Origin of the sequence: Paenibacillus sp. FSL H8-0261 (assembly GCF_045040645.1) — a bacterium.
Lineage (GTDB): Bacteria > Bacillota > Bacilli > Paenibacillales > Paenibacillaceae > Paenibacillus_AQ.
The window spans coordinates 6,449,408-6,474,944 of sequence record NZ_CP150297.1 but is presented as its reverse complement, the minus strand read 5'-3'; the positions used below and the strand labels follow the sequence as shown (position 1 = coordinate 6,474,944).

The following is a 25,537-nucleotide window of genomic DNA, read 5'->3' as shown; positions in this document are numbered from 1 at the left end:
TGGATTGACACAACTGTAAGACATCCGGTGTTGCTGGAGAATATGTTCTAATATATAATGGTTTAGATCGTATTACTTATTCGGATGATCAATTTAGCTGAAAATAGGAGTTGTCATATAAATGGCTTTGAAAGCGGGAATCGTCGGTCTTCCTAACGTAGGAAAATCCACATTGTTTAATGCAATAACGCAAGCGGGAGCAGAATCCGCAAACTACCCTTTTTGCACGATTGACCCTAACGTTGGTGTCGTTGAAGTTCCGGACGAACGTCTTGATAAACTGACTGAGCTGGTACAACCTAACAAGACTGTACCTACTGCTTTTGAATTTGTTGATATCGCTGGTCTTGTGCGCGGTGCGAGTAAAGGTGAGGGACTAGGCAACAAGTTCCTAGCTCATATTCGCGAAGTAGACGCTATCGTTCATGTCGTTCGTTGTTTTGAAGATGAGAACGTTACCCACGTGGATGGAAAAGTAAATCCGATCAGCGACATTCAGACCATTAATTTGGAACTGATTCTTGCTGACATTGAGAGCATTGAGAAGCGGATTGAGCGTTCCCGTAAGAACATCAAAGGCGGCGACAAGAAATACGCTCAAGAAGTTGAACTGCTTGAACGCGTCAAAGAAGTGCTCTACGAAGATAAACCTGCACGTAGTATAGAATTGTCCGATGACGAGAAGGTTATTATCCGTGATCTTCATTTGTTAACATTGAAGCCTGTGCTGTATGCAGCGAATGTAAGTGAAGAAGAAGTAGCAAGTGCTGAGAATAATCCTTATGTGCAGCAAGTACGTGAATTTGCAGCAACTGAAGGTGCTGAAGTTGTTCCGATCAGTGCTAAAGTAGAAGCTGAAATTGCCGAGCTTGAGGGCGAAGATAAAGCGATGTTCCTAGAAGAACTTGGGCTAGAAGAATCTGGTCTGAACCGCTTGATCAAAGCGGCTTACAAACTTCTAGGCTTGTATACGTATTTCACGGCAGGCGTTCAGGAAGTTCGTGCGTGGACCATTCGTAAGGGAACTAAAGCACCCGGAGCTGCTGGTGTAATTCACACAGATTTTGAACGTGGATTTATCCGTGCTGAGGTAGTGGCTTACGCAGATCTTTTGGCAGCAGGCTCAATGAATGGTGCCAAAGAACGTGGTCAACTGCGTCTAGAAGGTAAAGAGTATTTGGTGCAGGACGGCGACGTTATGCATTTCCGTTTCAACGTTTAAGAGGACTGAAGCATACTAATGATAAGAGGGTCATCTCAGTCGGTAGAGGGTATCTACTGCTGGGATGATCCTTTTTTTAAAATATAAGACATTTATTAAGGGATTTACGCGTACAGAACTGTAGCCATTTCACAATATCTTTGGTATAATATAAAGTCGTATATCTAATTTTATGACATATGTTTTAATCGCTTTATTTGCGAATTTGAAATTGAACTAGGAGAGGTGAATTCCCTTGTTGGACCGATTGCAATCCCTGGCGGACCGCTATGAGAAGCTCAGTGAACTGCTTTGTGATCCGGATGTTGCAAACGACAGTAAGAAACTGAGGGATTATTCCAAAGAACAATCAGACCTACAGCCTGCATTTGAGGCGTATACTGAATATAAGAGTGTAATGGAAGAGCTTGAAGCTGCTAAGCAGATGCAAGGCGAAAAGCTTGATGATGAGATGAAGGAAATGGTCAAGATGGAAATTGACGACCTTTCCAAACGTCAGGTAGAGCTGGAAGAGCAAATCCGCGTATTGCTACTGCCTAAAGACCCGAATGATGATAAGAACGTAATCGTCGAAATTCGTGGTGCAGCGGGTGGAGATGAAGCTGCATTGTTTGCTTCCGACCTTTATCGGATGTACACCCGGTTTGCAGATTCACAAGGCTGGCGCGTGGAGCTAATGGATGTCAACGCGAGCGATCTTGGTGGATTTAAAGAGGTAATCTTCCTTATTAACGGCCGCGGTGCATACAGTAAGTTGAAATACGAAAGTGGTGCGCATCGCGTACAACGTATCCCAGCGACTGAATCCGGTGGACGTATTCATACCTCTACTTCTACAGTATCGGTGATGCCGGAAGCTGAAGCATTTGAGATTGAAATCCATGATAAAGATATTCGTGTGGATACCTTCTGTTCAAGTGGTGCAGGCGGACAGTCTGTAAATACAACCAAGTCTGCAGTACGTGTAACCCATGTACCTACGGGCATCGTTGCTACCTGTCAGGACGGTAAGTCACAGAACTCCAATAAGGAAAAGGCGCTTCAAGTGCTTCGTGCCCGTATCTCCGATATGAAGCGGCAGGAAGAAGAAGCAAAGTATGCTGGTGAACGGAAGAGCAAAGTAGGTACGGGTGATCGTAGTGAGCGTATCCGGACGTATAACTTCCCGCAGAGCCGGGTTACAGATCATCGCATTGGCTTGACACTGCACCGTCTGGAGCAGGTTATGAACGGAGAAATCACTGAAATTATTTCGGCTCTTTCAATTGCTGAACAAGCTGATTTGATGGATAGTATGGACAATGGATAATAATGCTTTGAACGATGGCGTATTTGTCATGTCGGAAGTGAAAAGCATCCGGGAAGCCTTTGCGGAGGCTTCTTCTTTTTTGAGCCAGAGCGGTTGTAATGAACCGCAACGCAGTGCGCAATTACTGCTTGAGCATGTGCTTGGCTTGTCCGGGGCAGCGTATTATATGGCGCTGGCGGATTCTTTTCCAGCTACGGTCAAGGAAAAGTGGGAGGCGGGAGTTACCCGCCGGAGTAAGGGTGAGCCGGTGCAATATATCATCGGCGAGCAAGAGTTCTACGGGCGTCCTTTTGAAGTGACGCCTGATGTGCTTATTCCACGGCCGGAGACGGAGCTGCTCGTCGAGGCGATTTTGCGGTACGGCGCGGAGCTTTGGCCGGACGGCACGGTTGCGCCGAGTGAACCGGCGCAGGAAGAAGGCGCTGCTTCGTTAGCAGCAGCGCAAGATCGTGCGGGCGGCGCGGAAAGTGGACGCGCCGTACGGCCGCTGACCGCCGTCGATATCGGCGCCGGCAGCGGAGCGATTTCCGTCACGCTGGCGGCGGAAGCGCCGGCGTGGCGGGTCTGCGCCGGCGATATTTCGCCGGCGGCCCTAGCTGTGGCGAAGCGCAATGCGATGCGCTCCGGCACAGCCGTGGACTTTCGGCTCGGCGATCTGCTCGAGCCGTTCGCGGGGATGGAGACGGATATTCTCGTCTCCAACCCGCCGTACATTCCCGGCGAGGATATCGCCGGGCTGCAGCGTGAGGTGCGCGACCATGAGCCGCGCACTGCGCTGGATGGCGGAGCGGACGGGCTGGACCCGTACCGCCGCATGATGGGGCAGCTGGCGCTGCTCCCGGCACCGCCGCGCCTGATCGGCTTCGAACTCGGCTTCGGACAAGCCGAGCAAGTAGCCTCGCTACTTGAAGCGGCGGGCCATTGGAAAGAGATCATCACCATTAATGATCTGGCTGGAATTCCACGTCATGTGCTAGGTATAGCACGATAATACTGCATGCTGTGCAGGGGACTCCTGTTGATCGGGGAGTAAAATTGTATTTTCAACCCGACTTCCTTTACAATAGAATTTAACCGGACTTCTTGGTGAACCATACAAGAAAGCCCAGATTTAGAGTAGGGAGGCAGAACGTGCTTCAGAAGATTAAAAAAATTGATGGTGCTATCGTAGTCGTTCTGTTATTGCTCATGACTGTCAGCATCTTCGCCATATATAGTGTGACTCATGGAAGAGAAAAGCTGGACGGACATCATATCCGTATGATGATGTATTATGCAATTGGCTTTATTGCTTTTATTGGAATGACCTTTTTAGATTACAGAATTTTAGTGAAATACGCGCTATATATTTATTTGTTTGGAATAGGTATCCTGGTACTCGTCAGCTTTTTGGGCGAGACCAAGAATAATGCCCAAGGCTGGTTGTCCCTCCCTGGAGGACTGAGCCTTCAGCCTGCCGAGCTATTCAAGCTAATATTGATTCTATTTCTGGCAGCGATGCTTGTTCGTAAGAATAAGAGTAAACTCTTGTTTTGGCGGGATGTTGTGCCGCTCGGCCTATTAACCTTATTTCCGTTTCTTATTGTCCTTACACAGAATGACCTTGGGAATGCCTTGTCTTACATCGTGATTCTTGCAGGTCTGTTGTGGATTGGAAATATTAAGTACACTCACGCATTAATCGCTTTGGTGATTGTAGCAAGCTCTGCGATTGCCGGAATTATGAGTTATATCCATTATCATGACGAAATTAAAACGTTTCTTAACGATATTGGCCGTTCGCACTGGATTGAACGTTTCGACCCATGGCTTGTTCCGGATAAAGCGACAGCGAAAGCTCTTTATCATACCAAAAACGCCAAGCTTGCGATTGCCTCAGGTGGGATGAGTGGAGAAGGCTATATGAACGGTAGCTCTGTTCAGACGGATCGGGTGCCTTATACGTATTCAGACTCTATCTTTGTGCAGATTGCCGAGGAATTTGGCTTTGTAGGTTCTGCATTTGTGCTGCTACTGTATTTTATCCTGATTCACCGAATGATTCTGATTGCGCTGGAAGCCAGAGATCGAGCAGGTCCATTTCTGATCGTCGGCATTGTCGCGATGATGCTGTATCAGATTTTTGAGAATATCGGCGCGTTTATTGGTCTGATGCCTTTGACAGGTATCACATTGCCATTCATCAGCTTCGGAGGTACCTCCCTGCTTATTAACATGGCCAGCATTGGGCTGGTAATGAGCGTGCGTCTGCATGGTCGAGATGTAGAGGAAGATTTGCCTAAGCCTACTCCTTATGCAGCCGCCAAACAGGTTTAATCACTAAATCAAAAGATAACCGTCAGAAACTCATCTTTTAAGGATGGGAACTGGCGGTTTTTTATTATGGGAAGTGAATCTCTGATATCGGGTGTATTACATAAATTTGGAATTGTGGCCTTGAATGCTCTACAATAGAAAGGAGAGACTTTCCTCAGGTGAGGGTGGTTGGAACCTTAATAGAGTAAGGGGTTTGTGTATGCTTAAAAAGCTCAAGAAGATCGATAGCGTGATTCTTATTGTTCTGGTTATGCTGATGGTTATTAGTATTCTTTCGATATACAGCGTGACTAATGGTAGATTAGTTCAGAAACTAGATGGGTTCCATCTACAAATGCTTAAATACTACATTGTAGGGTTTGTAGCGTTTTTTGTGCTTACCTTCGTGGACTATAGGATATTTGTTAAATATGCTCTTTATATTTACATCTTGGGTATTGGTCTGCTAGTGTCGGTTAGTTTTTTTGGTAAGGTAAAGAACGGTGCGCAATTAGGGCTAGAGATAGGTGGACTTAGCTTTCAACCTGCGGAGCTTTTTAAGTTGATATTGATTCTTTTACTCGCGTCCATACTGGTCCGTAAACAAGGAGCCACGCTAACTTTCTGGAAGGGAGTCGTTCCGCTGGCGCTTCTTACATTGCTCCCTTTTGCCATAGTTATTGTACAGAATGATCTCGGAAATGCGCTAAGCTACATCGTAATATTAATCGGTCTTCTATGGATCGGGAATATCAAAATTTCACATGCACTCATCGGATTACTAATCGTTGGCGGATTGGGTCTTGCAGGAATTCTGAGCTATATTCACTATCATGATGAAGCGGTATATTTTTTTGAGGAGACCCTTGGCAGGAAGCATTTAGTGGATCGTTTTGATCCTTGGCTCGTACCTGATTTGGCGTCAGATGATGCAAGCTATCACACGAAAAATGCTAAAGTGGCTATTGCCTCCGGAGGGATGAGCGGCGAGGGGTACATGCAAGGAAGCTCTGTGCAGAGTAACCGTGTTCCATATACCTATTCGGATGCCATATTCGTACAGGTTGCGGAGGAGTTTGGGTTTGTGGGTTCAGCGCTGCTGTTGTTGCTCTTTTTTATTCTTCTTCACCGGATGATACTGATTGCTCTAGAGAGTAGGGAGCGTAGTGGTCCGTTTTTGATTATTGGAATTACGGCAATGCTGCTATATCAAATCTTAGAGAATATTGGAGCTTTTATCGGCCTAATGCCGCTTACGGGAATTACACTTCCGTTCATCAGTTATGGAGGCACATCTCTTTTAATTAATATGGCCTGCATGGGGATTGTAATGAGTGTGCATCTTTATGGTCGGGATGTTGAGGATGATTTGCAGTTGCCTAAGGCGCTTGCTGTAAAATTATAGATTTAATAGATTCATAGGTTTGCAGTCTCTCATCTCTGGACATACTACTAGCATGAGAGTTAAGAGGAGAGGGGCTGCGACAAATGAACGATAATCATATGGATAAAAGAGATTCCTTACGTGTAACTTTTAAGTATACTGCCATTTTAATTTGTTTTTTTATGATCGTTATCATGGCCTGGGAAGGTCAAAAAACCGATGCAGCAGTAGCCGAAGTATCGATTCCACAGGATTCTATCCGGCTGCGTATTCTGGCAAATTCGGACGGAACACAAGATCAACTAGTGAAGCGGCAAATCCGCGATACAATCGTAGAGCAAATGAACCAGTGGGTAACTGCACTTGAGGACCCACAGAGTTTAGAGCAGGCACGCGCTTTAATTAGAACTCATCTACCAGAGCTTAATGCACTGGTTGGATCGGAGCTAGAGAAACGCGGCATTCAATATTCTTATAAAGTTGAGCTGGGTGTAGTTCCTTTTCCGACCAAATTATACGGTGGAACAGTCTATCCGGCCGGAGAATACGAGGCTGTGCGGGTTACGTTGGGCGAAGGAAAGGGTCAGAACTGGTGGTGTGTACTGTTTCCGCCGCTGTGCTTTATCGATGCGGGCTCCGGAGATGCAGCAGCGCCTGCTGCTAATAAAGGGGCGAAGACCGTCTCGGCTGCCGGGGCAGATAGCGGAGTTAAGGCGCAACCAGCAGTAGGAACAGCTGTACAAGCAGATTCTTCGGCGAAGGATGTTGCGGCAGCGGATTCCGCAGAGCCAGAGGTACGGTTCTTCGTTTGGGAACTGCTGCAAAACCTTTGGAACTGGATTAGCGGATTATGGTCGTAATGCTGATGTTAGCCCTTTGGTTTTGTGGAAATGGTCTATAGTTTTGAATCTAGATATGTTACTATTTCATAAGCAGATCGACTGCGGCGCCTTCATTGGGGCCGCTTTTTGGTAAGATTAGAGTTAATGAACCTCCAGAGTATTTATCCTAAGATTGCAAGAAAAGCTATTGTTCAATATATATCCTGTAGAAAGCCTGTGATGAGAATGAATGAACCACACGACCCTTTATTCGCCGTTCAGCGGCGGAGTGGAAATAGAAATGAGACTGTATATTGGGTACTGGATTTGCTGGAAGATGCAGAATCGGGTTCCGATGTGCTTCAGCCAAGTGAGGAGAATAAGTTAGCCATCGTGGAGGCGGCAACCATGCTTCGTGAAGGTGGAACGGTCGCTTTTCCAACCGAAACGGTCTATGGACTTGGTGCGGATGCACGGAATACTGCGGCAGTTGAGGCTGTTTTTGCGGCAAAAGGGCGACCGTCTGATAATCCCCTTATCGTGCATATTGCCGATCCAGGTGCTCTGGACGAGCTGGTTACAGAAGTGCATCCTACGGCTGCGGTATTGATGGATGCTTATTGGCCAGGACCGCTGACAGTTGTTCTTCCTGTTCGTGAGGGTGTTTTGTCATCCTGTGTAACGGCAGGACTGGACACGGTAGGTGTTCGTATGCCTGATCATCCGGTAGCTTTGGCGCTGATCAGTGCAGCGGGCTGTCCCGTTGCGGCACCTAGTGCTAACCGTTCCGGTCGTCCGAGTCCGACCTTAGCTTCACATGTGATGGAAGACTTGGCCGGATACATTGGCGGTGTACTTGATGGCGGCGCCGCCGGAGTTGGACTGGAGTCAACTGTGGTGCAGGTGCAGCCTGATGGAAAGGTTGCCGTGCTTCGCCCTGGTGGGATTACTTTGGAGCAGTTAGCTGCTGTAGTGGGAGCAGAAACCATTGCTGCTGAGCCAGCTGTTGTTGAAGAATTTGGAACTTCTGCAGCAGCGGAAGCTCCAGTAGTCACTGCACCGAAGGAGCGCCACGGTGCAGAAGCTGTTTCCGACAGCTTGGCGCCACGCGCGCCGGGCATGAAGTACACGCACTACGCGCCGCGCGGCTGGCTCGGTGTGGTGAGCGGATCTTCTCCGCAACGTGTTGCGGATGAAGCCGCGAGTCTACTTCAGGCGGCACAGCTGAACGGCGAAGTGACGGGCTTACTCCTCTTCGAGGAGCATAAGCCCCTCTATCCCGCCGATCCTGCCGCCTGCGTTCTTTCCCTCGGCTCGTTATCCTCGCCGGAGGAAGGGGCGCGCTCCCTATATGCCGCGCTGCGGCGCTTCGATGAAGCGGGAGCGACTTACATCTTGGCCGAGGCTTGTCCGTATACGGGCCTCGGCGTAGCTATTATGAACCGGCTTATGAAGGCAGCCGGTGGTTCCATCATCGACGCCGGATAGCCACGGCGACCTTTCTATCCAGCTATAGTGCAGGTTCTTCGAATCTGAAATCTCCTATGAAGTCATGATTACCCCCTTGTCCGCATATCGTTGTTGTACAAGATATTTCGGACTTGGGGGGTTAAGCATGGGCATAGGAGATGTATATGCCGGTTGGGGGCAGACAGTTACTATTGCTATAATGGCGATTGCATTAGGGATGGATGCATTTTCGCTCGGAGTAGGGATCGGGATGAAGGGGATTCGTCTGCTGCATATTCTGCAAATGAGTGTGCTCATTGCTTTTTTTCATATGCTGATGCCTCTTCTAGGTTTATTAACTGGAAGTTATGTCGGACATTTGCTAGGTCAAGTAACAACTTATGCCGCAGGAGGGCTACTTGTGCTGTTAGGCGGACACATGGTGTATAACTCCTTTCGTCCGGAAGTGGTAGGTACGCGAGCTATGAATCACCGAACCTTATGGGGAATGCTGCTTCTATCACTCAGTGTAAGTGTGGATTCTTTTTCCGTTGGGGTATCCTTAGGGATGTTTGTAAATGGTGTGCTTCTGACTATACTAGCTTTTGGTGCCTGTGGAGGTCTGATGTCAATTATCGGCCTGCTTCTTGGGCGGCATGTCAGTCGTGGACTCGGGGAATATGGGGAAGCACTGGGCGGGGCTATTTTATTGGGGTTTGGCTTGCTATTCATCTTTTGATACAATAACGGCATTACAATATTTTAATTTCATGGGGGTGCAAAAGCATGCTGCATATTTTATTCGTCTGCACCGGTAATACATGCCGTAGTCCTATGGCTGAGGGGCTTTTACGAAAGCTTGCGAAGGAACGTGGAATCGACCTGGAAGTGCGGTCTGCAGGTGTATCTGCCATTTCTGGTACTTCTATATCGAGACATGCTGCAGCTATTTTGCAAGAAGAAGGCATTCATGATCATTTAGAGTCGTCGCAATTAACGGGGCAATCCGTCGCTTGGGCCGATCTTGTACTTACCTTAACCAGTGGACATAAGCAGCATTTGCTACAGTATTTTCCGGATGCCGTAACAAAAACATATACATTGAAGGAATACGTGCATAACGAAGAAGCTGTGACTGAGGATATTAAAGAATTGGACAGCCTTTATGCAGATGCTGAGTTAAGCATAGCTCTAGGTGGTGAACCCAACGCAACGGATCTACAACGAATGATTGAAATCCGCCAGCGTATCCCAAGCTTTGATATTTCTGATCCATTCGGGGGTACGCGTGAAGATTATGAGCTTACTGCTGCTGAGATTCGCACTTCGTTGTTTAGTTTATTAGATAAACTGGAATCCTTACGCCATTTGTAAATGGTTGATTTTCAGTCGGCTTTGCTTTAAGATGAAAGTACAACTAATCGGTTCCGATGTAACTGGCGACAAATGTGGATCAAACCACGATGGAGCATCGGAATAAACGGCCGGTCGCCTGGGCAAAAGAGCAAATCCGCAGCTACCTGCGGACTGCTCTTTTTTGTTTAAATGAAGCTTGTTTGAAGCTTGAGGAGGTAGGGTGATGGACAAAGTTGTGGAGTTATCTTTAACTGAAGCTACTGTCACTGTGTTAAGGGAGTTGGCGGAAGCTGGTAACCTTGGATCTGGTAAAATTGTTGTCCTAGGAGTTAGCACAAGTGAGGTCGCTGGTGTCCGTATTGGAACCGGTGGTGCGCTTGAAGTCGCACAGCAACTGCTTGAAGGGGCTCGTTTGGTCGCAGCGGAAAAAGGATTTCATCTCGTTTATCAGTGCTGCGAGCATCTGAATCGTGCGCTTGTAATGGAACGCTCTTTGCTAGAGTCGCTTGGGCTAAATGAAGTTTCAGCTGTACCTATACCTGGTGCTGGCGGTTCGATGGCTGCGGCTGCCTATCGCTCTATGAAAGATCCTGTTCTGGCGGAAACGATAGAAGCGCATGCTGGCTTAGACATTGGTGAGACTCTTATAGGTATGCATTTGCGCCGCGTGGCAGTTCCTTTTCGACCGACCTTACGGTACATTGGAGCAGCTAGAGTGAACGCAGCATGGGCCAGACCTCCGCTTATTGGCGGCGAACGTGCGGTTTACCGCACTCTTGAACAGAGTGGTTCACAGGTTTGTGATTGATGAACTTAGATTTATGTTTTTGCAGAAACGTAGACCTAAAGCTTTTTCGTGGCGGGCAAATCGTTTCTATTTAAATACAACATATCTACACACACTAGGGAGGAAATAAGAACATGGAACAATTACGTAAGAGTGACCCGGCAGTACTGGAAGCAATGGAACTGGAACTGAAACGTCAGCGTGCCAACATTGAGCTTATTGCCTCAGAGAATATCGTTAGCGAAGCCGTAATGGAAGCCATGGGCTCAGTGCTTACGAACAAATATGCAGAAGGCTATCCAGGCAAACGGTATTATGGTGGCTGTGAAGATGTGGATATCGTTGAGAATCTGGCTCGTGATCGTGCAAAAGAATTGTTCGGTGCGGAACATGTCAACGTACAGCCTCACTCTGGAGCACAAGCGAATATGGCTGTATATCTCGCTGCACTTAACCCGGGCGACACGGTTCTTGGCATGAACTTGGCGCATGGCGGACATTTAACGCATGGTAGTCCAGTAAATGCTTCTGGATTACTCTATAACTTCGTAGCTTATGGTGTACAAGAAGATACTTTCCTAATTGATTATGACGAAGTACGCAAAGCAGCCTTCAAGCACCGTCCTAAGTTGATTGTTGCTGGTGCAAGTGCGTATCCGCGTATTATTGATTTCGAAAAGCTTGGTGCTATCGCCAATGATGTCGGTGCGTTGTTTATGGTAGATATGGCCCATATCGCAGGTCTTGTTGCTGCTGGTCTTCATCCGAGCCCGGTTCCTCATGCTCATTTCGTTACAACTACAACACATAAGACTTTACGCGGTCCCCGCGGAGGTATGATTATGTGCAGACAGCCATGGGCGGCTGCTATCGATAAAGCCGTATTCCCTGGTTCCCAAGGTGGACCGCTGATGCATGTCATTGCGTCAAAAGCAGTCGCATTCGGCGAAGCTTTGCTGCCATCCTTTAAAACTTATGCTGAGAATGTAGTGAAGAATGCAAATGTTCTCGCAGAAACACTGATTAGCGAAGGGGTTAACATTGTATCCGGTGGTACAGATAACCACTTGATGTTGCTTGATACACGTAACCTGAACATTACCGGAAAAGATGCGGAAAAAGTACTAGATTCCATCGGAATCACTGTGAATAAAAACGCAATTCCATTTGATCCTACAAGTCCTTTCGTAACAAGCGGTATTCGTATTGGTACACCTGCGGTTACTTCCCGTGGTATGGACGAGCAAGCTATGGTGGTTATTGGCCGCATTATAGCTAATGTTCTGAAGAATCCGAAGGATGAAGTGAAATTAGCTGAGGCAGCTCGTCAAGTTGCTGATTTGACGGATCAGTACCCACTTTATCCAGAACTGAAATACTAGTTCCTATTCGTATTCATTAATAAATTCACCTCCACCGAGTCCTGGTTTTAGGGTTTGGTGGAGGTTTTTTGTTGTTTATTGTTCACAATATTATATGGGTGAATTGATGGAAAATTATGAAATCAATCATGAAAGTTCATGGAACTTTCATAAACAATAGTGAAAAAAATGTGAATAGTATGAAAAATGCAAATTTGCACAACCTAATCAAGGTTTTATTCCTGAAAAGGCAATGGAATTTCCAATCCTTACCTTTATAAGCGAAGGAAAATACAGGGGTAGGGGTTCAATATGGATACATGTGCCTTTCTAGGTGAAATGCGGCGATGGGAATGCTATAATAGACAGGATTTAGCCATAGAGAAGCAAAAGCGCTTTCTAGGGTTATAGACACGACTTACAATTACCGGAGGGACAGGAAATGGGAAAATTGGTGATTTGCGATCATCCTTTAATTCAACACAAACTAACATTTATTCGCGACGTAAGAACAAACACGAAGGATTTCAGAGAGCATGTTGACGAAGTTGCCACATTGATGGCTTATGAGATAACACGTGATATTCCTCTAGAAACCATTACAGTACAAACACCGGTCACTGAAACGGAAAGTAAAGTGATTTCTGGAAGAATGCTTGGGCTTATCCCAATTCTTCGTGCTGGTCTGGGTATGCTTGAGGGCGTTCTGAAGCTTCTTCCTGCTGCTAAAGTAGGACATGTTGGCTTATTCCGTGATCCGGACACGCTTCAACCGGTTGAGTATTACATCAAGCTTCCTACAGATGTACAGGAACGTGAGCTGATCGTAATTGATCCAATGCTAGCTACGGGGGGATCTGCGATTGCTGCTATTACCTCGCTGAAGAAGCGTGGCTGTACACAAATTAAAATGATGAACCTGATTGCAGCTCCAGAAGGTGTTGCTGCCGTTCAAGAGGCTCACCCAGATGTTGATATTTATGTAGCTGCGCTTGATGATCATTTGAATGAGCATGGATATATCGTTCCGGGACTTGGCGATGCTGGAGATCGTTTGTACGGAACTAAGTAAATAGTAATTCGTAATAGGATATAAGAAATTTGTTTATTTTTTGATGAGAGGGTAGGGGTTATGTCCAAAATTAAAGTGATGACTATTTTCGGAGTGCGCCCCGAGGCGATCAAGATGGCTCCTCTAGTTATTGAACTGAAGAAGCATCCTGAGCACATCGAGTCAATTGTATGTGTAACAGCACAGCACAGGGAGTTGCTCGATCAAGTGTTGGAAGTGTTCAATATCACTCCTGATTACGATCTGGATGTGATGAAGGACCGTCAGACGCTTAATGAGATTACTATTCGAGTACTTGAAGGCCTGGAACCTGTACTCAGAGAGGTTAAACCTGATCTCGTATTGGTGCACGGGGACACATTAACGACGTTCCTTGCAAGCTATGCCTCTTTCCTGCAGCAAATTCAGGTTGGGCACGTAGAAGCAGGACTTCGGACATGGAACAAATTGTCTCCGTATCCTGAAGAAATGAACCGTCAGCTTACAGGTGTATTGGCAGACCTGCATTTCGCTCCAACGGATTGGTCAGCTAGTAATCTGAGACATGAGAACAAAAAAGAATCAAGTATTTATATCACAGGCAACACTGTAACCGATGTGTTTCAATATACCGTACAGCCTGATTACCGGCATCCTGTTTTGGATTTTGCTTCAGGAAAAAAACTTATTTTGATGACTGCTCACCGTAGAGAATCGCAAGGTGAACCGCATCGGAATATCTTCCGGGCAGTCAAAAGAATCGCTGATGAATTCGAAGATGTAGCCATTGTTTATCCTGTGCATCCGAGTCCTGCTGTTAAGGAACCTGCACATGAAATTTTGGGTGGACATCCAAGAATTAAGCTGATTGATCCGCTGGATGTCGTGGATTTGCATAATTTTTATCCGCATACCCACTTGATATTGACCGATTCTGGCGGTTTACAAGAGGAAGCTCCTTCATACGGAGTACCAGTTCTTGTGCTTCGTGATACGACGGAGCGTCCTGAAGGGATAGACGCTGGAACGCTAGAACTTGTGGGCACGGACGAGGAGAAGGTGTATGCACGGACACATGCTCTTTTGACTGATAATGAGCTCTATCAGTCGATGAGTCGGGCCGCCAACCCGTACGGAGATGGCAAAGCCTCCCAACGAATTGTCAATGCGATTTTGCACCATTTTGGTGTAAATAAGGAGCGTCCTGAAGAGTTTCACAGAATGTTCACAAAAAATAAATAATTTCATTTAAAGTAATATCTGATCTGATTAAAATCAACATACAGTGAAACTGTACGGTTTATATGGTTTTGGAACATTTTGCTGTGATTATTTTCATGTTTTCAAGGGTTTTTGGGCAATGTTCAATGAATTGACAAAGACTCCAGAAATTCAGTAAAATTAGTTGGGATTGTAGCCATGAAAGAACAAAATAGCAGGGACAGCTTGTTACAGACCGCGCTTATCATTGGAAGTGCAGGCACTATACTCGCCGCTTACATTGTTATTGGTTTTTTTGCGGCAAGGTGGCTGAAAGACTTGATGGAGGGGCCGAAATATTGGCTCGCTATTGGCACTATAACCGGAATGATTCTGGGAATTGTGAACGTCGTCCTGTTAATTAAAAAATTTTTGGGGGAGCAGAATGGATAATATGACTCCCATGATCAATACCGTCACTAGAGTTACGCTCGTCCTTATGGCAGGACTCTTAATGGGCTGGGCGCTTCATCATGAGACCAGGGATTTTACACTGGGCATGACTCTGGGTCTGGTGGCGGGATTGGTAAACTTTCGTTATCTGGCCGTCAAGGTTCGACGGGTAACGCAGTCGATTGCGAGCAACGAAGGGAATGCCTTCAGCCTCGGTTTTGTTACACGGATTAGCTTCGCAATTTTGGTCACCATGTTCGCGGTCAAGATTGAGCATTTTTCCCTGGTAGCAACTATTTCGGGCGTATTCATTCCTCAGCTTCTCGCCATTCCTGCGGGGATATATCTGAGTGTGAAGAACAAACTTTAACCAGATTAAAGAGAAAGGGGGATGATACTATGCATGAGATGCCGAAAATCTTTGTCGGGGGAATACCGATAGATATATCAGCCGTATTGATGCTTCTGATCAGTTGTACAGTAGTATTTGTGCTGGTGATGCTGTCGGTTCGTAAGCTTTCGGTTGAGAATCCATCTAAGCTTCAGAATTTTATGGAATGGGTTGTTGAATTTGTAGAGGGTGTCATAAGCAGTGCCATGGACCTGAAGAAAGGAAAACCTTACATATCTTTGGGGCTAACGTTGATTCTGTTTATCTTTGTTTCCAACCTTCTTGGATTGCCTTTCTCAGTTGTAACTGAAGCACATGGACCTGTAACCGTGTTTGGCCATGTGATTGAAGCAACCAGGAACTTGGCGCATGGTGATCATGTTGAGATCTTATGGTACAAGTCGCCGACTGCTGACATTAATATCACTGCAGGATTGGCAATTATTGTGTTTATACTGATGAACTTCCTGGGCATTAAGCTCAACGGCAAGCATTATTTCAAACACTATATTGAGCCGTTTCCAATCTTTTTGCCACTGAACATTATCGAGAACCTGGCAAAACCAGTAGCTCTGGCTATTCGTCTATTTGCTAACATTTTTGCCGGAGAAGTACTGATTACAGTCATTTTGAAACTGGGGATTCTCAGTATTCCTTTCCTTGCTGTATGGCAAGGCTTCAGTATTTTCGTCGGGGCACTACAGGCGTTTATCTTTACGATACTAACGATGGTTTATATCGCACAGATGACGATTCACGAAGAAGAAGCACATTAATGAACTGCTGCGAAGGGAACGGTTATCGTCTGATTTTCTTTCGCGGGAGATATCTTATATCATTAAACACAATATGAACCAAAATTAAAGGAGGATATTTACAAATGGAATATTTAGCAGCAGCAATAGCGGTTGGTTTGGGTGCACTTGGTGCAGGTCTTGGTAATGGTATGATCGTTAGTAGAACAGTTGAGTCCATCGCTCGTCAACCAGAAGCTCGTAATGCGCTTCAAACAACAATGTTTATCGGTGTAGGTATCGTCGAAGTTATTCCGTTGGCAGCAACAGTTATCGCATTCCTAATCATGTTTTCATCTTAATAAACCGTATTTACGGTTTGGCGGGGACGGCCGATGCCATCCGCGCCTTACTTTTGTATACGTCCGCATGACGCGGTAATGGAAGGGAGTGACCTCAGTGGAAATTGTTTGGACAAACATCTTATTTTCAATTGTAGCCTTTGGGATTCTATATTTCTTGCTCAGTAAGTATGCGTTCAGCAAGCTGTTCGCAGTTATGGAGAAACGCCGTGAGCTGGTAATGCAGCAAATGGATGAAGCTGCGAAGACTAGAGAGCAAGCGGTCGCGTATGTGGAAGAGCAGAAGCAGGCGCTGAACAGTGCACGCCAGGAAGCTCAACAGATTATTCAACAATCGCAAATTACTAGTAATCAACAGGTAGAACAAGCTTTGGCGCAAGCTAAAGTTGAAGCTGCACGCGTCAAAGAAGAGGCCGTGCGCGATATCGAGAACGAGAAGAATAAAGCAGTGGAAGAGTTGCGCAGCGAAATTGGAACGGCATCTGTTCGTATTGCTTCTAAACTTCTTAAGAAAGAAGTTAGTGCTAGCAGTGAGCAGGAGCAGCTTGTGAACCAATACCTCAATGAGGTAGGAGGCCGATCATGAGCCGCGATACGGTAGTTGCCAAGCGCTACGCTAAAGCATTGTACAGTGCAGCGGTAGAGAAGGGGATTACCCTTGAAGTAGAAGAACAGCTCAAGGCAGTGGTCGAAGTATTACATTCAGACCAAGAGGTACAGCGCTTTATTCTTGCGCCACGTATCTCGGAGTCCGACAAGCTGAAAGTGCTGCGCACAGCACTTCAAGATAAGCTCTCTCCTATTGTAATGAACATTGTAGAATTGTTAGTAGAGCGAGGCAGAACCGATATTTTTGCCGAACTGCTGGATACGTATATCAAGATTGAAGGAGACGCTCTTGGCATTGGTGATGCTAAGGTATACTCCGTTTATTCTTTAAGTGAAGAAGAACAAGAGGCTGTAGCTGCAGAATTCGGCCAGCTCGTAAACCGTAAAATTCGGGTTACGAATGTGGTGGATCCAAGCCTGCTGGGAGGACTGAAAGTTTATATCGGCGATACGCTGTATGACGGAAGTCTTTCTAGTAAATTGGAACGTCTCGAGAAATCCTTTAATGATAAGCATAGAAGATAGGGGTGAGGATATTGGGCATCAGACCTGAAGAGATCAGCACTTTGATCAAAAGTCAAATTGAGCAATATAAAGCCGATATCGAAGTTGCCGAAGTGGGCACCGTCATTCAAGTCGGAGACGGTATCGCTCGTGTCTACGGTCTGGAAAACGCAATGGCAGGCGAGTTGCTAGAGTTCTCCAACGGTGTAGTGGGCATGGCGCTCAATCTGGAAGAAAGCAACGTCGGTGTTGTAATTCTGGGTGAGTACAAGGAAATTCGTGAAGGCGATCAAGTAAAACGTACTGGACAAATCATGCAAGTTCCAGTTGGAGAGGCCCTTCTGGGTCGTGTTGTTAACGCACTCGGTATGCCGCTTGACGGTAAAGGCCCAATTCAAACGACGGAGTTCCGTCCGGTTGAGAATAATGCTCCTGGTGTTATCGACCGTAAATCGGTTCATGAGCCAATGCAAACTGGTCTTAAAGCGATTGATGCGATGGTACCAATTGGTCGTGGACAACGCGAACTTATCATTGGTGACCGTCAAACAGGTAAGACTGCAATTGCAATCGATGCGATTATCAACCAAAAAGGCAACGGAATGAAATGTATTTATGTTGCCATTGGACAAAAACAATCCACAGTAGCACAGGTTGTAGAAACTCTCCGCCGTCATGGCGCGTTGGAATATACAATCGTTGTAACTGCTTCGGCTTCAGAGCCATCCCCACTGTTGTATATTGCTCCATACGCAGGTTGCGCAATGGGCGAGTACTTTATGTACAAGGGCGAACACGTATTGATCATTTATGATGACCTTTCAAAACAAGCTTCGGCTTATCGCGAATTGTCCTTGCTGCTTCGTCGTCCACCGGGTCGTGAAGCGTTCCCTGGTGACGTGTTCTACTTGCACTCCCGTCTTTTGGAACGTGCGGCTAAGCTTAGTGATGAGCTTGGTGGTGGTTCATTAACCGCGCTTCCGTTCATCGAAACACAAGCATCTGACGTATCGGCTTACATTCCTACGAACGTAATCTCGATTACAGATGGTCAAATCTTCCTTGAATCCGATCTGTTCTACTCTGGTCAACGTCCGGCGATCAACGTCGGTATCTCCGTTTCCCGTGTAGGGGGCTCCGCTCAGATTAAAGCGATGAAGAAGGTAGCTGGCTCGCTCCGTTTGGATCTTGCTCAATATCGTGAACTTCAAGCTTTCTCACAGTTCGGCTCAGATCTTGATAAATCCACGCTTGCTCGTCTGAATCGCGGAGCACGTATGATGGAAGTTCTGAAACAAGGTGTAAATCAGCCGTTGTCTGTTGAGCATCAAGTGCTTAGCTTGTACACAGCTGTAAAAGGATACTTGGATGATATTCCTGTTAAAGACGTAAAACGTTTTGAAAAGGAATTCCTTGCTTACATGGACAGCAGTGCTGCTGAAGTTGCTCAATCCATCAGAGATACCAAGGATTTGACAGCAGATAACGAAGCCGCTCTTAAAGCAGCGATTGATAAATTTAAAAGAGGCTTTGCTACTAGCTAATATAGATCGTACCTAAACGATTCTTACTAAGTGAGCTTTGGCTATGCCGAAGCTCAGGCTATTACTTATAAAGTTGGCTTTGAATTCGTCAAAGCTAAGAAGATGCTTACGAAGTTAGCTTTGACTTCGTCAAAGCTTTAAGGTGGTGAAATCATGGCAAGAAGCATGCGTGATATTAAACGTCAAATTAAGAGTGTTCAAAACACAAGACAGATCACAAAAGCGATGGAAATGGTAGCCGCCTCCAAGCTGAGAAAAGCCCAGGAGAAGGCAATTGCCGCCCGTCCTTATGCTGAGAAGCTGAAAGAGGTTGTATCGAGCATTGCTGCCGGTACAGAAGGCGTTCAGCATCCCATGCTGGTCAGTCGCCCTGTGAAAAAAACTGGTTATCTTATCGTGACCTCTGATAGAGGGCTTGCGGGAGGATACAACGCTAATATTTTACGTAAGGTGACGATGCTCATCGCGGAACGACATAAATCCAAAGATGAGTACGCCTTGTTCGTTATCGGTCGTAAAGGCCGTGACTTCTTACGCCGCCGTGAATATCCGATTGTTCAGGAAGTTACTGAGCTATCGGATGCGCCGAAATTTGCTGACATTAAGTCTATTGCTAATTCGGCAGTACAACAGTTTGTAGACGGTACGTATGATGAGTTGTACGTTTGTTACAACCAATTCGTCAATGCGATTACCCAGATCCCAACCGTTGATCGACTGTTGCCTATGGAAGGCGTAGGAAATCATGAGCATCATGAAGCGACTGCAAATTACGAATATGAACCTTCACCAGAAGGCGTACTCGAAGTACTACTTCCGAAATACGCCGAAACTTTGATTTATAGCGCAATTCTGGATGGCAAGGCCAGTGAGCTGGGTGCGAAAATGACAGCGATGGGCAGTGCAACAAAGAACGCGTCGAAAATGATCGGAGAACTTACCCTTACGTACAACCGTGCCCGTCAGGCGGCAATTACGCAGGAAATTACCGAGATCGTGGCCGGAGCGAACGCTCAGTCTTAAAAATACAAGAACAGTTAAGCAGCGTGCTTGACTTGCCTTGTATTTTACGAGAAACAGTGCCGCATGGAGCGATACATAGTATCGCCCGCTTCTGGAGTATGGCTCCTTAAGAACGGCACTGCAGTTCTTCTTAAAATATAAGTAAGTATAGGTTTTACACTATACAAAATGCTTATATTTCTACGAGAAACGGTTGTCATCTTTATATGACGACAACGTCGTTTCTTCTTGATGTAATAGCTTTCGAGGAGGGAAATGAAGATGAACAAAGGACGCGTTGTAAGCATTATGGGTCCGGTTGTCGATATTGAATTTGAACGCGGCCAATTGCCCGAGATATTCAACGCTATCAAAATTGAAACCGTCTTGGACAATGGTCGCCAGATTAACCTAACACTTGAGGTTTCCAATCACTTGGGAGACAATTTGGTACGTTGTATCGCGATGTCTTCTACAGATGGTCTGGTTCGCGGACTGGATGCGATTGACCAAGGTGGTCCTATTTCGGTTCCTGTTGGGGAAGCGACATTAGGCCGGGTATTTAACGTACTTGGAAATCCAATTGATAATGCTGGTGAAGTTGTTGCTGAAATAAAGAACCCGATTCACCGTTTGGCTCCGACATTTGATGAATTGTCGACACAAGCCGAAATTTTGGAAACGGGTATTAAAGTTATCGACTTGCTTGCACCTTACGCTAAAGGCGGTAAAGTTGGTCTGTTCGGCGGTGCCGGTGTAGGTAAAACAGTAACGATTCAAGAATTGATTAATAACATTGCCCAAGAACACGGCGGTATTTCCGTATTCGCAGGTGTGGGTGAACGTACTCGTGAAGGTAATGACCTTTATCACGAAATGACGGACTCCGGCGTTATTAAGAAAACAGCAATGGTGTTCGGACAAATGAATGAGCCCCCAGGCGCGCGTCTACGCGTAGCTTTGACCGGTCTTACTATGGCGGAATATTTCCGTGATGTAGAAGGTCGCGATACGCTGCTCTTTATCGATAATATATTCCGCTTTACCCAAGCGGGTTCCGAAGTATCCGCTCTTCTCGGACGTATGCCGTCCGCGGTAGGTTACCAACCAACCCTGGCTACTGAAATGGGTCAGTTGCAAGAGCGTATCACTTCTACCAAAAAAGGCTCCGTTACTTCCATTCAAGCAATCTACGTACCAGCGGATGACTACACTGACCCTGCTCCGGCAACGGCGTTTGCTCACTTGGATGCAACAACTAACCTTGAGCGTAAGATTTCCGAGAAGGGGATTTTCCCAGCGGTTGATCCACTAGCTTCCAGCTCGCGTCTGCTAGCTCCGGAAATTGTTGGTGAAGAGCATTACAATGTGGCACAAGGTGTTAAACAATTGCTGCAACGTTATACCGAACTTCAAGACATCATTGCCATCTTGGGTATGGATGAATTGAGTGAGGATGATAAGGTTATCGTAGCTCGTGCTCGTAAAGTTGAGCGGTTCCTGTCACAGCCTTTCCACGTAGCTGAACAGTTTACCGGCTTCAAGGGTAAATACGTGCCAATCAAAGAAACTGTACGTAGCTTTAAGGAAATCCTGGATGGTAAGCATGATGATCTTCCAGAAGCAGCGTTCCTTTTTGTGGGTACAATCGAAGAAGCGGTTGAAAAAGCGAAATCGATGTAACACTGAGCTTATTGAATGCTTTCGAAGCGAGCTTTACTTCGTAAAGCTTTAAGGAGGAATGGAAGTGAATACCTTTTTGTTGGAAATTGTCACGCCGGAGCATCTCGTCTATTCTAAACAAGTGAATAGCTTGACAGTACGGGGAGTCGAAGGCGAGTTGGGTATTTTGCCGGGACACATTCCGCTTGTGACTCCACTTCAGGTTGCTCCGTTATCCGTCAAATCGGACGGTGTTACGATCTCCATCGCCGTTCATGGCGGTTTCGTTGAAGTGCATAAGGACAAAGTAACAGTGCTGGCCGAAAGTGCCGAACTGCCAACGGATATTGATGTTGAACGCGCCGAGGCTGCTAGAGAACGCGCTCAGCGCCGTCTCCAGACTCGTAGCAAACAAGATGATATCGATCACCGCCGTGCGGAGTTGGCGCTGCAACGCGCTGTTACACGGATTAAAGTGTCCACTGGTAAAGGACAACAGTAGGATATAAGCGGTCAAGCTCTAAGCTTGACTGCTTTTTTTGTTATAGTAATCTATGTAGTAAAGGTTAAGTTTTCTTCATTTTTTTGGATATTGGCATTGAATTGTTTAAAAATTTGTAAAAGTACTGGATTCTTTTGCCCTGCGCAAGTATGATATAAGAGTCGATTTCCGAGTAATACGAACACGGAGGGTTAGCATGGGGGATATATTGTCCAATGGATGGTCTAGTGCCGCTGGAACCAGCAGCATGATCTCAATGATTGTTTCTTTGCTCAGTGTTGTATTATCTTGGTGGGCATTGCAGAACCTTAAGCTGGATTTGGTCATAAGATATCCCAAGAGTCCTCAAGGAAGGCTGCTGCACTTGCTTCTGGCTATTGTACTTGGTCGTTTTGTTGCAGGATTCTTTCTGGATTACCTTAGCTGGAGTGGGATGATCCGCTATATGTTTTAGGAATATGTAGTTTGGTTATAAGTGTCATAGGTCGCAATGGTCAAAAAGTGTCGAATAATAAGGTTTTATTATGTCAACACTGAACTTTAAGGAACATGCCCGGCTGAATGGGCGTATTGATGGAGTATGCGAATTTTTTTGCAATTACTTTTAATCTAAAAAATAATTTAAGAAATAATGGACGCGGAGGGAAACCGAAAATGAGCAAATTTATCGTCCGCGGTGGCAACAGATTGACCGGGAGCGTGAAAGTTAGCGGCGCAAAAAATTCCGTATTACCGATCATAGCCGCCTCTCTATTGGCAGAAGAAGGAGTAAGCGTCATTGTGGACGCACCTCCGCTTGATGATGTAATGACGATTTCAAAAATGTTGGAATCTCTGGGTGCAGGGGTTACATATCAAAACGATATTATCCAGGTGGATGCTACAAACATCACTTCCTGTGAAGCACCTTATGAATGGGTACGAAAAATGCGGGCATCTTTTTTAGTCATGGGTCCTCTGTTATCACGGCTTGGTCATACAAGAATTTCTTTGCCTGGTGGCTGCGCCATTGGCACACGACCGATTGATCAGCATTTGAAAGGATTTGAAGCGCTTGGTGCAGAGATTAGTCTCGGCCAGGGCTACATTGAAGCGAAAAGTAACGGTCGCCTGCGCGGAGCCAAAGTGTATTTGGATGTAGCTAGCGTGGGTGCGACCGAAAATATAATGATGGCAGCGGCACTCGCCGAAGGCGTGACCGTGATTGAGAATGCGGCTAAGGAGCCTGAAATTGTCGACCTGGCCAATTATTTGAATGGTATGGGCGGAATCGTTCGCGGTGCGGGTACAGGTGTTATCCGTATTGAAGGCGTAGAACGTCTGCATGGCGTTAAACATCATGTGATTCCTGACCGTATTGAAGCTGGTACCTATATGGCTGCCGCAGCAATTACAGGTGGGGACGTATATGTGGAAGGTGCAATCGCTGATCACTTGGGACCTGTTATTGCTAAGATGGAAGAGATGGGTGTGACCATTATTCCTGATGAGAATGGGGTTCGTGTAATTAGTGACAAACCTCTTAAAGCTGTTGATTTGAAGACTTTGCCGTATCCAGGCTTTCCAACGGATATGCAGTCACAAATGATGGCATTATTGCTGCGCTCTGAAGGAACTAGTGTCGTTACAGAAACTGTATTCGAGAACCGGTTCATGCATGTGGATGAATTCCACAACATGAATGCTGAGATTAAGATCGAAGGTCGCTCAGCAATCGTTACAGGTAATGCGCAATTGGTCGGAGCCAAGGTTTGTGCTACGGATTTACGTGCGGGAGCTGCGCTTATTTTGGCAGGTCTTGTTGCTGAAGGCACTACTGAGGTAAGCGGAACTCATCATATCGACCGTGGATATGTACATTTGGCTGAGAAGCTGTCTGGACTAGGTGCGGAAATATGGCGTATCTCCATGGAAGACACAGCCGCGCAAACGGTGAAGGACGAAACTCTTAAACCAGAAGTAGCCAAGAGCGAATCAAGCAAAAGCGATGAGGTTAAACCTCGCTTTCAGGTTCAAGCAACTTGGGTATAATATCAGTCATTAGGTGAGAACAGGCTGCAGTGATGCGGCCTGTTCTTTTTAAAATATAAGAGTTTATATGTTCTACGCTATAAATTATTCTTATATTTCTCGCATAAACGCTTACCGTCCTTATAGGGACAGCGAAGGCGTTTTTGCTTGTATTATTAGAAAGTAAATCTGAATCCTCATCTAATGAGGATTTTTTTTCGTTTGTGATTTTTTAACGCGGGGCATAGTGATAGATACGAGAAAGCTAGTCTCTTTCTCTCAAATATTGTTCTAGTAGTTGCTGTAAATTCATATCTATAAGAATCAACAGTGACTCACGGAAGGAGCCATAGAGATGAAAGATTTCCGCTACTTGCGACGTAATAAGTCAACGCGCTGGCACTCGCGTCCCCTTGCTCCCCGGCTCAGGCGCCTCGGTCCCGCCGCCTGGCTCGCAGCGCCTATCCTGGCGGCGCTGCTGATTCCACTGGCGGTTGTCCCGCTGCACCGGGGACAACCGGCGCCTCCGGCCTTGCCGACGGTAACGGCTTCACCAGCCGCACCAGCGGGGCCGGAGGCGGCTGCGCAGGAAGCGCCACAGCCGAAGGTCTCCGTCTATTTGTCGCGTAGCGGACAAATAGAGACGTTGCCGCTGGAGGAATACGTCAGCGGCGTGCTTGCGGCCGAGATGCCGGCCAGCTTTGAGCTTGAAGCGCTCAAAGCGCAGGCCGTAGCGGCCCGCACCTTTATCCTTCGCCGCCTGCTGGCTGGCGACAGAAGCGGCGTCCCCGTTCCGGGGGCGGATGTAACAGATACGGTAAGCCATCAGGCTTACGTATCTAAGGACACGCTGGAACGGAAGTGGAAGCTCGGCGGAAGAAGCGCCGACCTCGCAAAGCTTCAGCGCGCGGTCCTTGAGACGCGCGGTATCATTATGACCTATAAAGGACAGCCGATTACGGCCTCCTTTTTCGCCTCCAGTGGAGGATATACCGAGAACTCGGAAGAATACTGGAATGCAGCGATTCCCTATCTGCGCAGTGTAACTAGTCCTTGGGAGAAAGAGATCACCCCAAACTATGCGGTGACATCTACATTCACCATCTCGGAAATACTTACTAGACTTGGGCTAAACGACAGAGTAATCCCTGCTTCAAAAAATACTACCCAATCAGGCATGACAAAAAATATCTCTACTTCCTCTGAATTGCCGGTAGAAGTGTTGTCTCTCACCACCGGACATCGGGTTAAGGAAATCTCTATTGGAGGTACTGTTTTTACTGGAAGAGAAGTGCGAGAAAAGCTAGGGTTACGTTCCAGCCAATTCAGTTGGGGGCGAAAGGGGAATAAAATCTATATAACTACCTTCGGAAATGGGCATGGTGTGGGAATGAGTCAGTGGGGAGCTAATGGGATGGCGAAGGAAGGCGGAACGGCTACTCAAATTCTCAAACACTATTACAGTGGTATCTCTTTTACGCAAATCTCAACTCTTCTGAAAAAATAACTTGAAAGATACGTATAAAAGA

General features: G+C 46.4%; 26 protein-coding genes and 1 riboswitch. All 26 genes read left to right on the top strand.

Annotation, left to right across the window (positions count from 1 at the left end):
• The first annotated feature begins 121 nt into the window (after positions 1 to 121).
• The 26 genes from ychF (at position 122) to spoIID (ending at position 25,515) form a co-directional block, all read left to right on the top strand.
• Positions 122 to 1,222, top strand: a complete 1,101-nt coding sequence (gene ychF / locus MHI27_RS28915; protein WP_060625988.1) for a redox-regulated ATPase YchF — start codon at positions 122 to 124, stop codon at positions 1,220 to 1,222.
• A gap of 235 nt (positions 1,223 to 1,457) precedes the next feature.
• Positions 1,458 to 2,531: a peptide chain release factor 1 gene (prfA, locus tag MHI27_RS28910; protein WP_042192496.1), complete on the top strand. Its 1,074-nt coding sequence runs from the start codon at positions 1,458 to 1,460 to the stop codon at positions 2,529 to 2,531.
• Entirely contained in the window at positions 2,524 to 3,522 is a 999-nt protein-coding gene (gene prmC, locus MHI27_RS28905; protein ID WP_405175190.1) for a peptide chain release factor N(5)-glutamine methyltransferase, read from the top strand. The genes prfA and prmC overlap by 8 nt, the downstream gene beginning before the upstream one ends.
• Positions 3,523 to 3,662: 140 nt before the next feature.
• Positions 3,663 to 4,847: an FtsW/RodA/SpoVE family cell cycle protein gene (locus tag MHI27_RS28900; RefSeq protein WP_076285646.1), complete on the top strand. Its 1,185-nt coding sequence runs from the start codon at positions 3,663 to 3,665 to the stop codon at positions 4,845 to 4,847.
• A gap of 199 nt (positions 4,848 to 5,046) precedes the next feature.
• Positions 5,047 to 6,231: an FtsW/RodA/SpoVE family cell cycle protein gene (locus tag MHI27_RS28895; protein WP_042192490.1), complete on the top strand. Its 1,185-nt coding sequence runs from the start codon at positions 5,047 to 5,049 to the stop codon at positions 6,229 to 6,231.
• Between the two features lie 83 nt (positions 6,232 to 6,314).
• Complete coding sequence (gene spoIIR / locus MHI27_RS28890; protein ID WP_081382658.1) at positions 6,315 to 7,070, top strand: stage II sporulation protein R; 756 nt, start codon at positions 6,315 to 6,317, stop codon at positions 7,068 to 7,070.
• A gap of 207 nt (positions 7,071 to 7,277) precedes the next feature.
• Entirely contained in the window at positions 7,278 to 8,519 is a 1,242-nt protein-coding gene (locus MHI27_RS28885) for an L-threonylcarbamoyladenylate synthase (protein ID WP_405176814.1), read from the top strand.
• Positions 8,520 to 8,646: 127 nt separating this feature from the next.
• Positions 8,647 to 9,219, top strand: a complete 573-nt coding sequence (locus tag MHI27_RS28880; RefSeq protein WP_042192488.1) for a manganese efflux pump — start codon at positions 8,647 to 8,649, stop codon at positions 9,217 to 9,219.
• A gap of 47 nt (positions 9,220 to 9,266) precedes the next feature.
• A complete protein-coding gene (locus MHI27_RS28875; RefSeq protein ID WP_042192486.1) occupies positions 9,267 to 9,854 on the top strand; it encodes a low molecular weight protein arginine phosphatase in 588 nt (195 codons plus the stop codon).
• 48 nt (positions 9,855 to 9,902) lie between these two features.
• A riboswitch (ZMP/ZTP riboswitch) is annotated at positions 9,903 to 9,985 on the top strand.
• Positions 9,986 to 10,059: 74 nt separating this feature from the next.
• Positions 10,060 to 10,644, top strand: coding sequence for a TIGR01440 family protein (locus MHI27_RS28870; RefSeq protein WP_149645348.1), 585 nt, complete (start codon positions 10,060 to 10,062; stop codon positions 10,642 to 10,644).
• A gap of 113 nt (positions 10,645 to 10,757) precedes the next feature.
• Positions 10,758 to 12,005, top strand: coding sequence for a serine hydroxymethyltransferase (glyA, locus tag MHI27_RS28865; RefSeq protein WP_042192482.1), 1,248 nt, complete (start codon positions 10,758 to 10,760; stop codon positions 12,003 to 12,005).
• A 421-nt stretch (positions 12,006 to 12,426) separates the two neighbouring features.
• Entirely contained in the window at positions 12,427 to 13,056 is a 630-nt protein-coding gene (gene upp / locus MHI27_RS28860; RefSeq protein WP_042131376.1) for a uracil phosphoribosyltransferase, read from the top strand.
• Between the two features lie 60 nt (positions 13,057 to 13,116).
• Positions 13,117 to 14,277 (top strand): non-hydrolyzing UDP-N-acetylglucosamine 2-epimerase, encoded by a 1,161-nt coding sequence (gene wecB / locus MHI27_RS28855; RefSeq protein WP_405175189.1) that lies wholly within the window; start codon positions 13,117 to 13,119, stop codon positions 14,275 to 14,277.
• Positions 14,278 to 14,454: 177 nt separating this feature from the next.
• Positions 14,455 to 14,688: an AtpZ/AtpI family protein gene (locus MHI27_RS28850; RefSeq protein WP_042192476.1), complete on the top strand. Its 234-nt coding sequence runs from the start codon at positions 14,455 to 14,457 to the stop codon at positions 14,686 to 14,688.
• Positions 14,681 to 15,058: an ATP synthase subunit I gene (locus MHI27_RS28845; RefSeq protein WP_076285650.1), complete on the top strand. Its 378-nt coding sequence runs from the start codon at positions 14,681 to 14,683 to the stop codon at positions 15,056 to 15,058. The genes MHI27_RS28850 and MHI27_RS28845 overlap by 8 nt, the downstream gene beginning before the upstream one ends.
• Positions 15,059 to 15,087: 29 nt before the next feature.
• Complete coding sequence (gene atpB / locus MHI27_RS28840) at positions 15,088 to 15,855, top strand: F0F1 ATP synthase subunit A (RefSeq protein WP_042192471.1); 768 nt, start codon at positions 15,088 to 15,090, stop codon at positions 15,853 to 15,855.
• A 104-nt stretch (positions 15,856 to 15,959) separates the two neighbouring features.
• On the top strand, positions 15,960 to 16,175 hold the full coding sequence (atpE, locus tag MHI27_RS28835; protein WP_060625974.1) for a F0F1 ATP synthase subunit C: 216 nt from the start codon (positions 15,960 to 15,962) through the stop codon (positions 16,173 to 16,175).
• A gap of 97 nt (positions 16,176 to 16,272) precedes the next feature.
• Positions 16,273 to 16,761 (top strand): F0F1 ATP synthase subunit B, encoded by a 489-nt coding sequence (gene atpF / locus MHI27_RS28830; protein ID WP_060625973.1) that lies wholly within the window; start codon positions 16,273 to 16,275, stop codon positions 16,759 to 16,761.
• A complete protein-coding gene (locus MHI27_RS28825; protein WP_405175188.1) occupies positions 16,758 to 17,309 on the top strand; it encodes a F0F1 ATP synthase subunit delta in 552 nt (183 codons plus the stop codon). The genes atpF and MHI27_RS28825 overlap by 4 nt, the downstream gene beginning before the upstream one ends.
• An 11-nt stretch (positions 17,310 to 17,320) precedes the next feature.
• Positions 17,321 to 18,832, top strand: a complete 1,512-nt coding sequence (atpA, locus tag MHI27_RS28820; RefSeq protein WP_042131369.1) for a F0F1 ATP synthase subunit alpha — start codon at positions 17,321 to 17,323, stop codon at positions 18,830 to 18,832.
• Positions 18,833 to 18,985: 153 nt separating this feature from the next.
• Positions 18,986 to 19,855, top strand: a complete 870-nt coding sequence (gene atpG, locus MHI27_RS28815; RefSeq protein ID WP_042131368.1) for an ATP synthase F1 subunit gamma — start codon at positions 18,986 to 18,988, stop codon at positions 19,853 to 19,855.
• Positions 19,856 to 20,116: 261 nt separating this feature from the next.
• The gene (atpD, locus tag MHI27_RS28810; RefSeq protein ID WP_042192466.1) at positions 20,117 to 21,517 is read left to right on the top strand and encodes a F0F1 ATP synthase subunit beta; all 1,401 of its coding nucleotides are present in this window, start codon (positions 20,117 to 20,119) and stop codon (positions 21,515 to 21,517) included.
• A gap of 64 nt (positions 21,518 to 21,581) precedes the next feature.
• Positions 21,582 to 21,998, top strand: a complete 417-nt coding sequence (locus MHI27_RS28805) for a F0F1 ATP synthase subunit epsilon (protein WP_042131365.1) — start codon at positions 21,582 to 21,584, stop codon at positions 21,996 to 21,998.
• Between the two features lie 196 nt (positions 21,999 to 22,194).
• The gene (locus MHI27_RS28800) at positions 22,195 to 22,452 is read left to right on the top strand and encodes a DUF1146 family protein (RefSeq protein WP_076285651.1); all 258 of its coding nucleotides are present in this window, start codon (positions 22,195 to 22,197) and stop codon (positions 22,450 to 22,452) included.
• 200 nt (positions 22,453 to 22,652) lie between these two features.
• On the top strand, positions 22,653 to 24,029 hold the full coding sequence (murA, locus tag MHI27_RS28795) for a UDP-N-acetylglucosamine 1-carboxyvinyltransferase (RefSeq protein WP_042192464.1): 1,377 nt from the start codon (positions 22,653 to 22,655) through the stop codon (positions 24,027 to 24,029).
• A 334-nt stretch (positions 24,030 to 24,363) separates the two neighbouring features.
• A complete protein-coding gene (gene spoIID / locus MHI27_RS28790) occupies positions 24,364 to 25,515 on the top strand; it encodes a stage II sporulation protein D (RefSeq protein WP_405175187.1) in 1,152 nt (383 codons plus the stop codon).
• Positions 25,516 to 25,537 lie beyond the last annotated feature (22 nt).

Excerpts from the sequence above, each read along its gene's own strand:
- MHI27_RS28870 (WP_149645348.1), top strand. The coding sequence starts at position 10,060 with ATGGACAAAGTTGTGGAGTTATCTTTAACTGAAGCTACTGTCACTGTG.
- MHI27_RS28800 (WP_076285651.1), top strand. The coding sequence starts at position 22,195 with ATGGGGGATATATTGTCCAATGGATGGTCTAGTGCCGCTGGAACCAGC.
- MHI27_RS28850 (WP_042192476.1), top strand. The coding sequence starts at position 14,455 with ATGAAAGAACAAAATAGCAGGGACAGCTTGTTACAGACCGCGCTTATC.
- upp (WP_042131376.1), top strand. The coding sequence starts at position 12,427 with ATGGGAAAATTGGTGATTTGCGATCATCCTTTAATTCAACACAAACTA.
- MHI27_RS28885 (WP_405176814.1), top strand. The coding sequence starts at position 7,278 with ATGAATGAACCACACGACCCTTTATTCGCCGTTCAGCGGCGGAGTGGA.
- MHI27_RS28825 (WP_405175188.1), top strand. The coding sequence starts at position 16,758 with ATGAGCCGCGATACGGTAGTTGCCAAGCGCTACGCTAAAGCATTGTAC.
- spoIIR (WP_081382658.1), top strand. The coding sequence starts at position 6,315 with ATGAACGATAATCATATGGATAAAAGAGATTCCTTACGTGTAACTTTT.
- MHI27_RS28845 (WP_076285650.1), top strand. The coding sequence starts at position 14,681 with ATGGATAATATGACTCCCATGATCAATACCGTCACTAGAGTTACGCTC.
- spoIID (WP_405175187.1), top strand. The coding sequence starts at position 24,364 with ATGAAAGATTTCCGCTACTTGCGACGTAATAAGTCAACGCGCTGGCAC.
- atpD (WP_042192466.1), top strand. The coding sequence starts at position 20,117 with ATGAACAAAGGACGCGTTGTAAGCATTATGGGTCCGGTTGTCGATATT.
- ychF (WP_060625988.1), top strand. The coding sequence starts at position 122 with ATGGCTTTGAAAGCGGGAATCGTCGGTCTTCCTAACGTAGGAAAATCC.
- murA (WP_042192464.1), top strand. The coding sequence starts at position 22,653 with ATGAGCAAATTTATCGTCCGCGGTGGCAACAGATTGACCGGGAGCGTG.
- glyA (WP_042192482.1), top strand. The coding sequence starts at position 10,758 with ATGGAACAATTACGTAAGAGTGACCCGGCAGTACTGGAAGCAATGGAA.
- MHI27_RS28875 (WP_042192486.1), top strand. The coding sequence starts at position 9,267 with ATGCTGCATATTTTATTCGTCTGCACCGGTAATACATGCCGTAGTCCT.
- atpB (WP_042192471.1), top strand. The coding sequence starts at position 15,088 with ATGCATGAGATGCCGAAAATCTTTGTCGGGGGAATACCGATAGATATA.
- atpE (WP_060625974.1), top strand. The coding sequence starts at position 15,960 with ATGGAATATTTAGCAGCAGCAATAGCGGTTGGTTTGGGTGCACTTGGT.
- MHI27_RS28880 (WP_042192488.1), top strand. The coding sequence starts at position 8,647 with ATGGGCATAGGAGATGTATATGCCGGTTGGGGGCAGACAGTTACTATT.
- atpG (WP_042131368.1), top strand. The coding sequence starts at position 18,986 with ATGGCAAGAAGCATGCGTGATATTAAACGTCAAATTAAGAGTGTTCAA.
- prmC (WP_405175190.1), top strand. The coding sequence starts at position 2,524 with ATGGATAATAATGCTTTGAACGATGGCGTATTTGTCATGTCGGAAGTG.
- wecB (WP_405175189.1), top strand. The coding sequence starts at position 13,117 with ATGTCCAAAATTAAAGTGATGACTATTTTCGGAGTGCGCCCCGAGGCG.
- MHI27_RS28895 (WP_042192490.1), top strand. The coding sequence starts at position 5,047 with ATGCTTAAAAAGCTCAAGAAGATCGATAGCGTGATTCTTATTGTTCTG.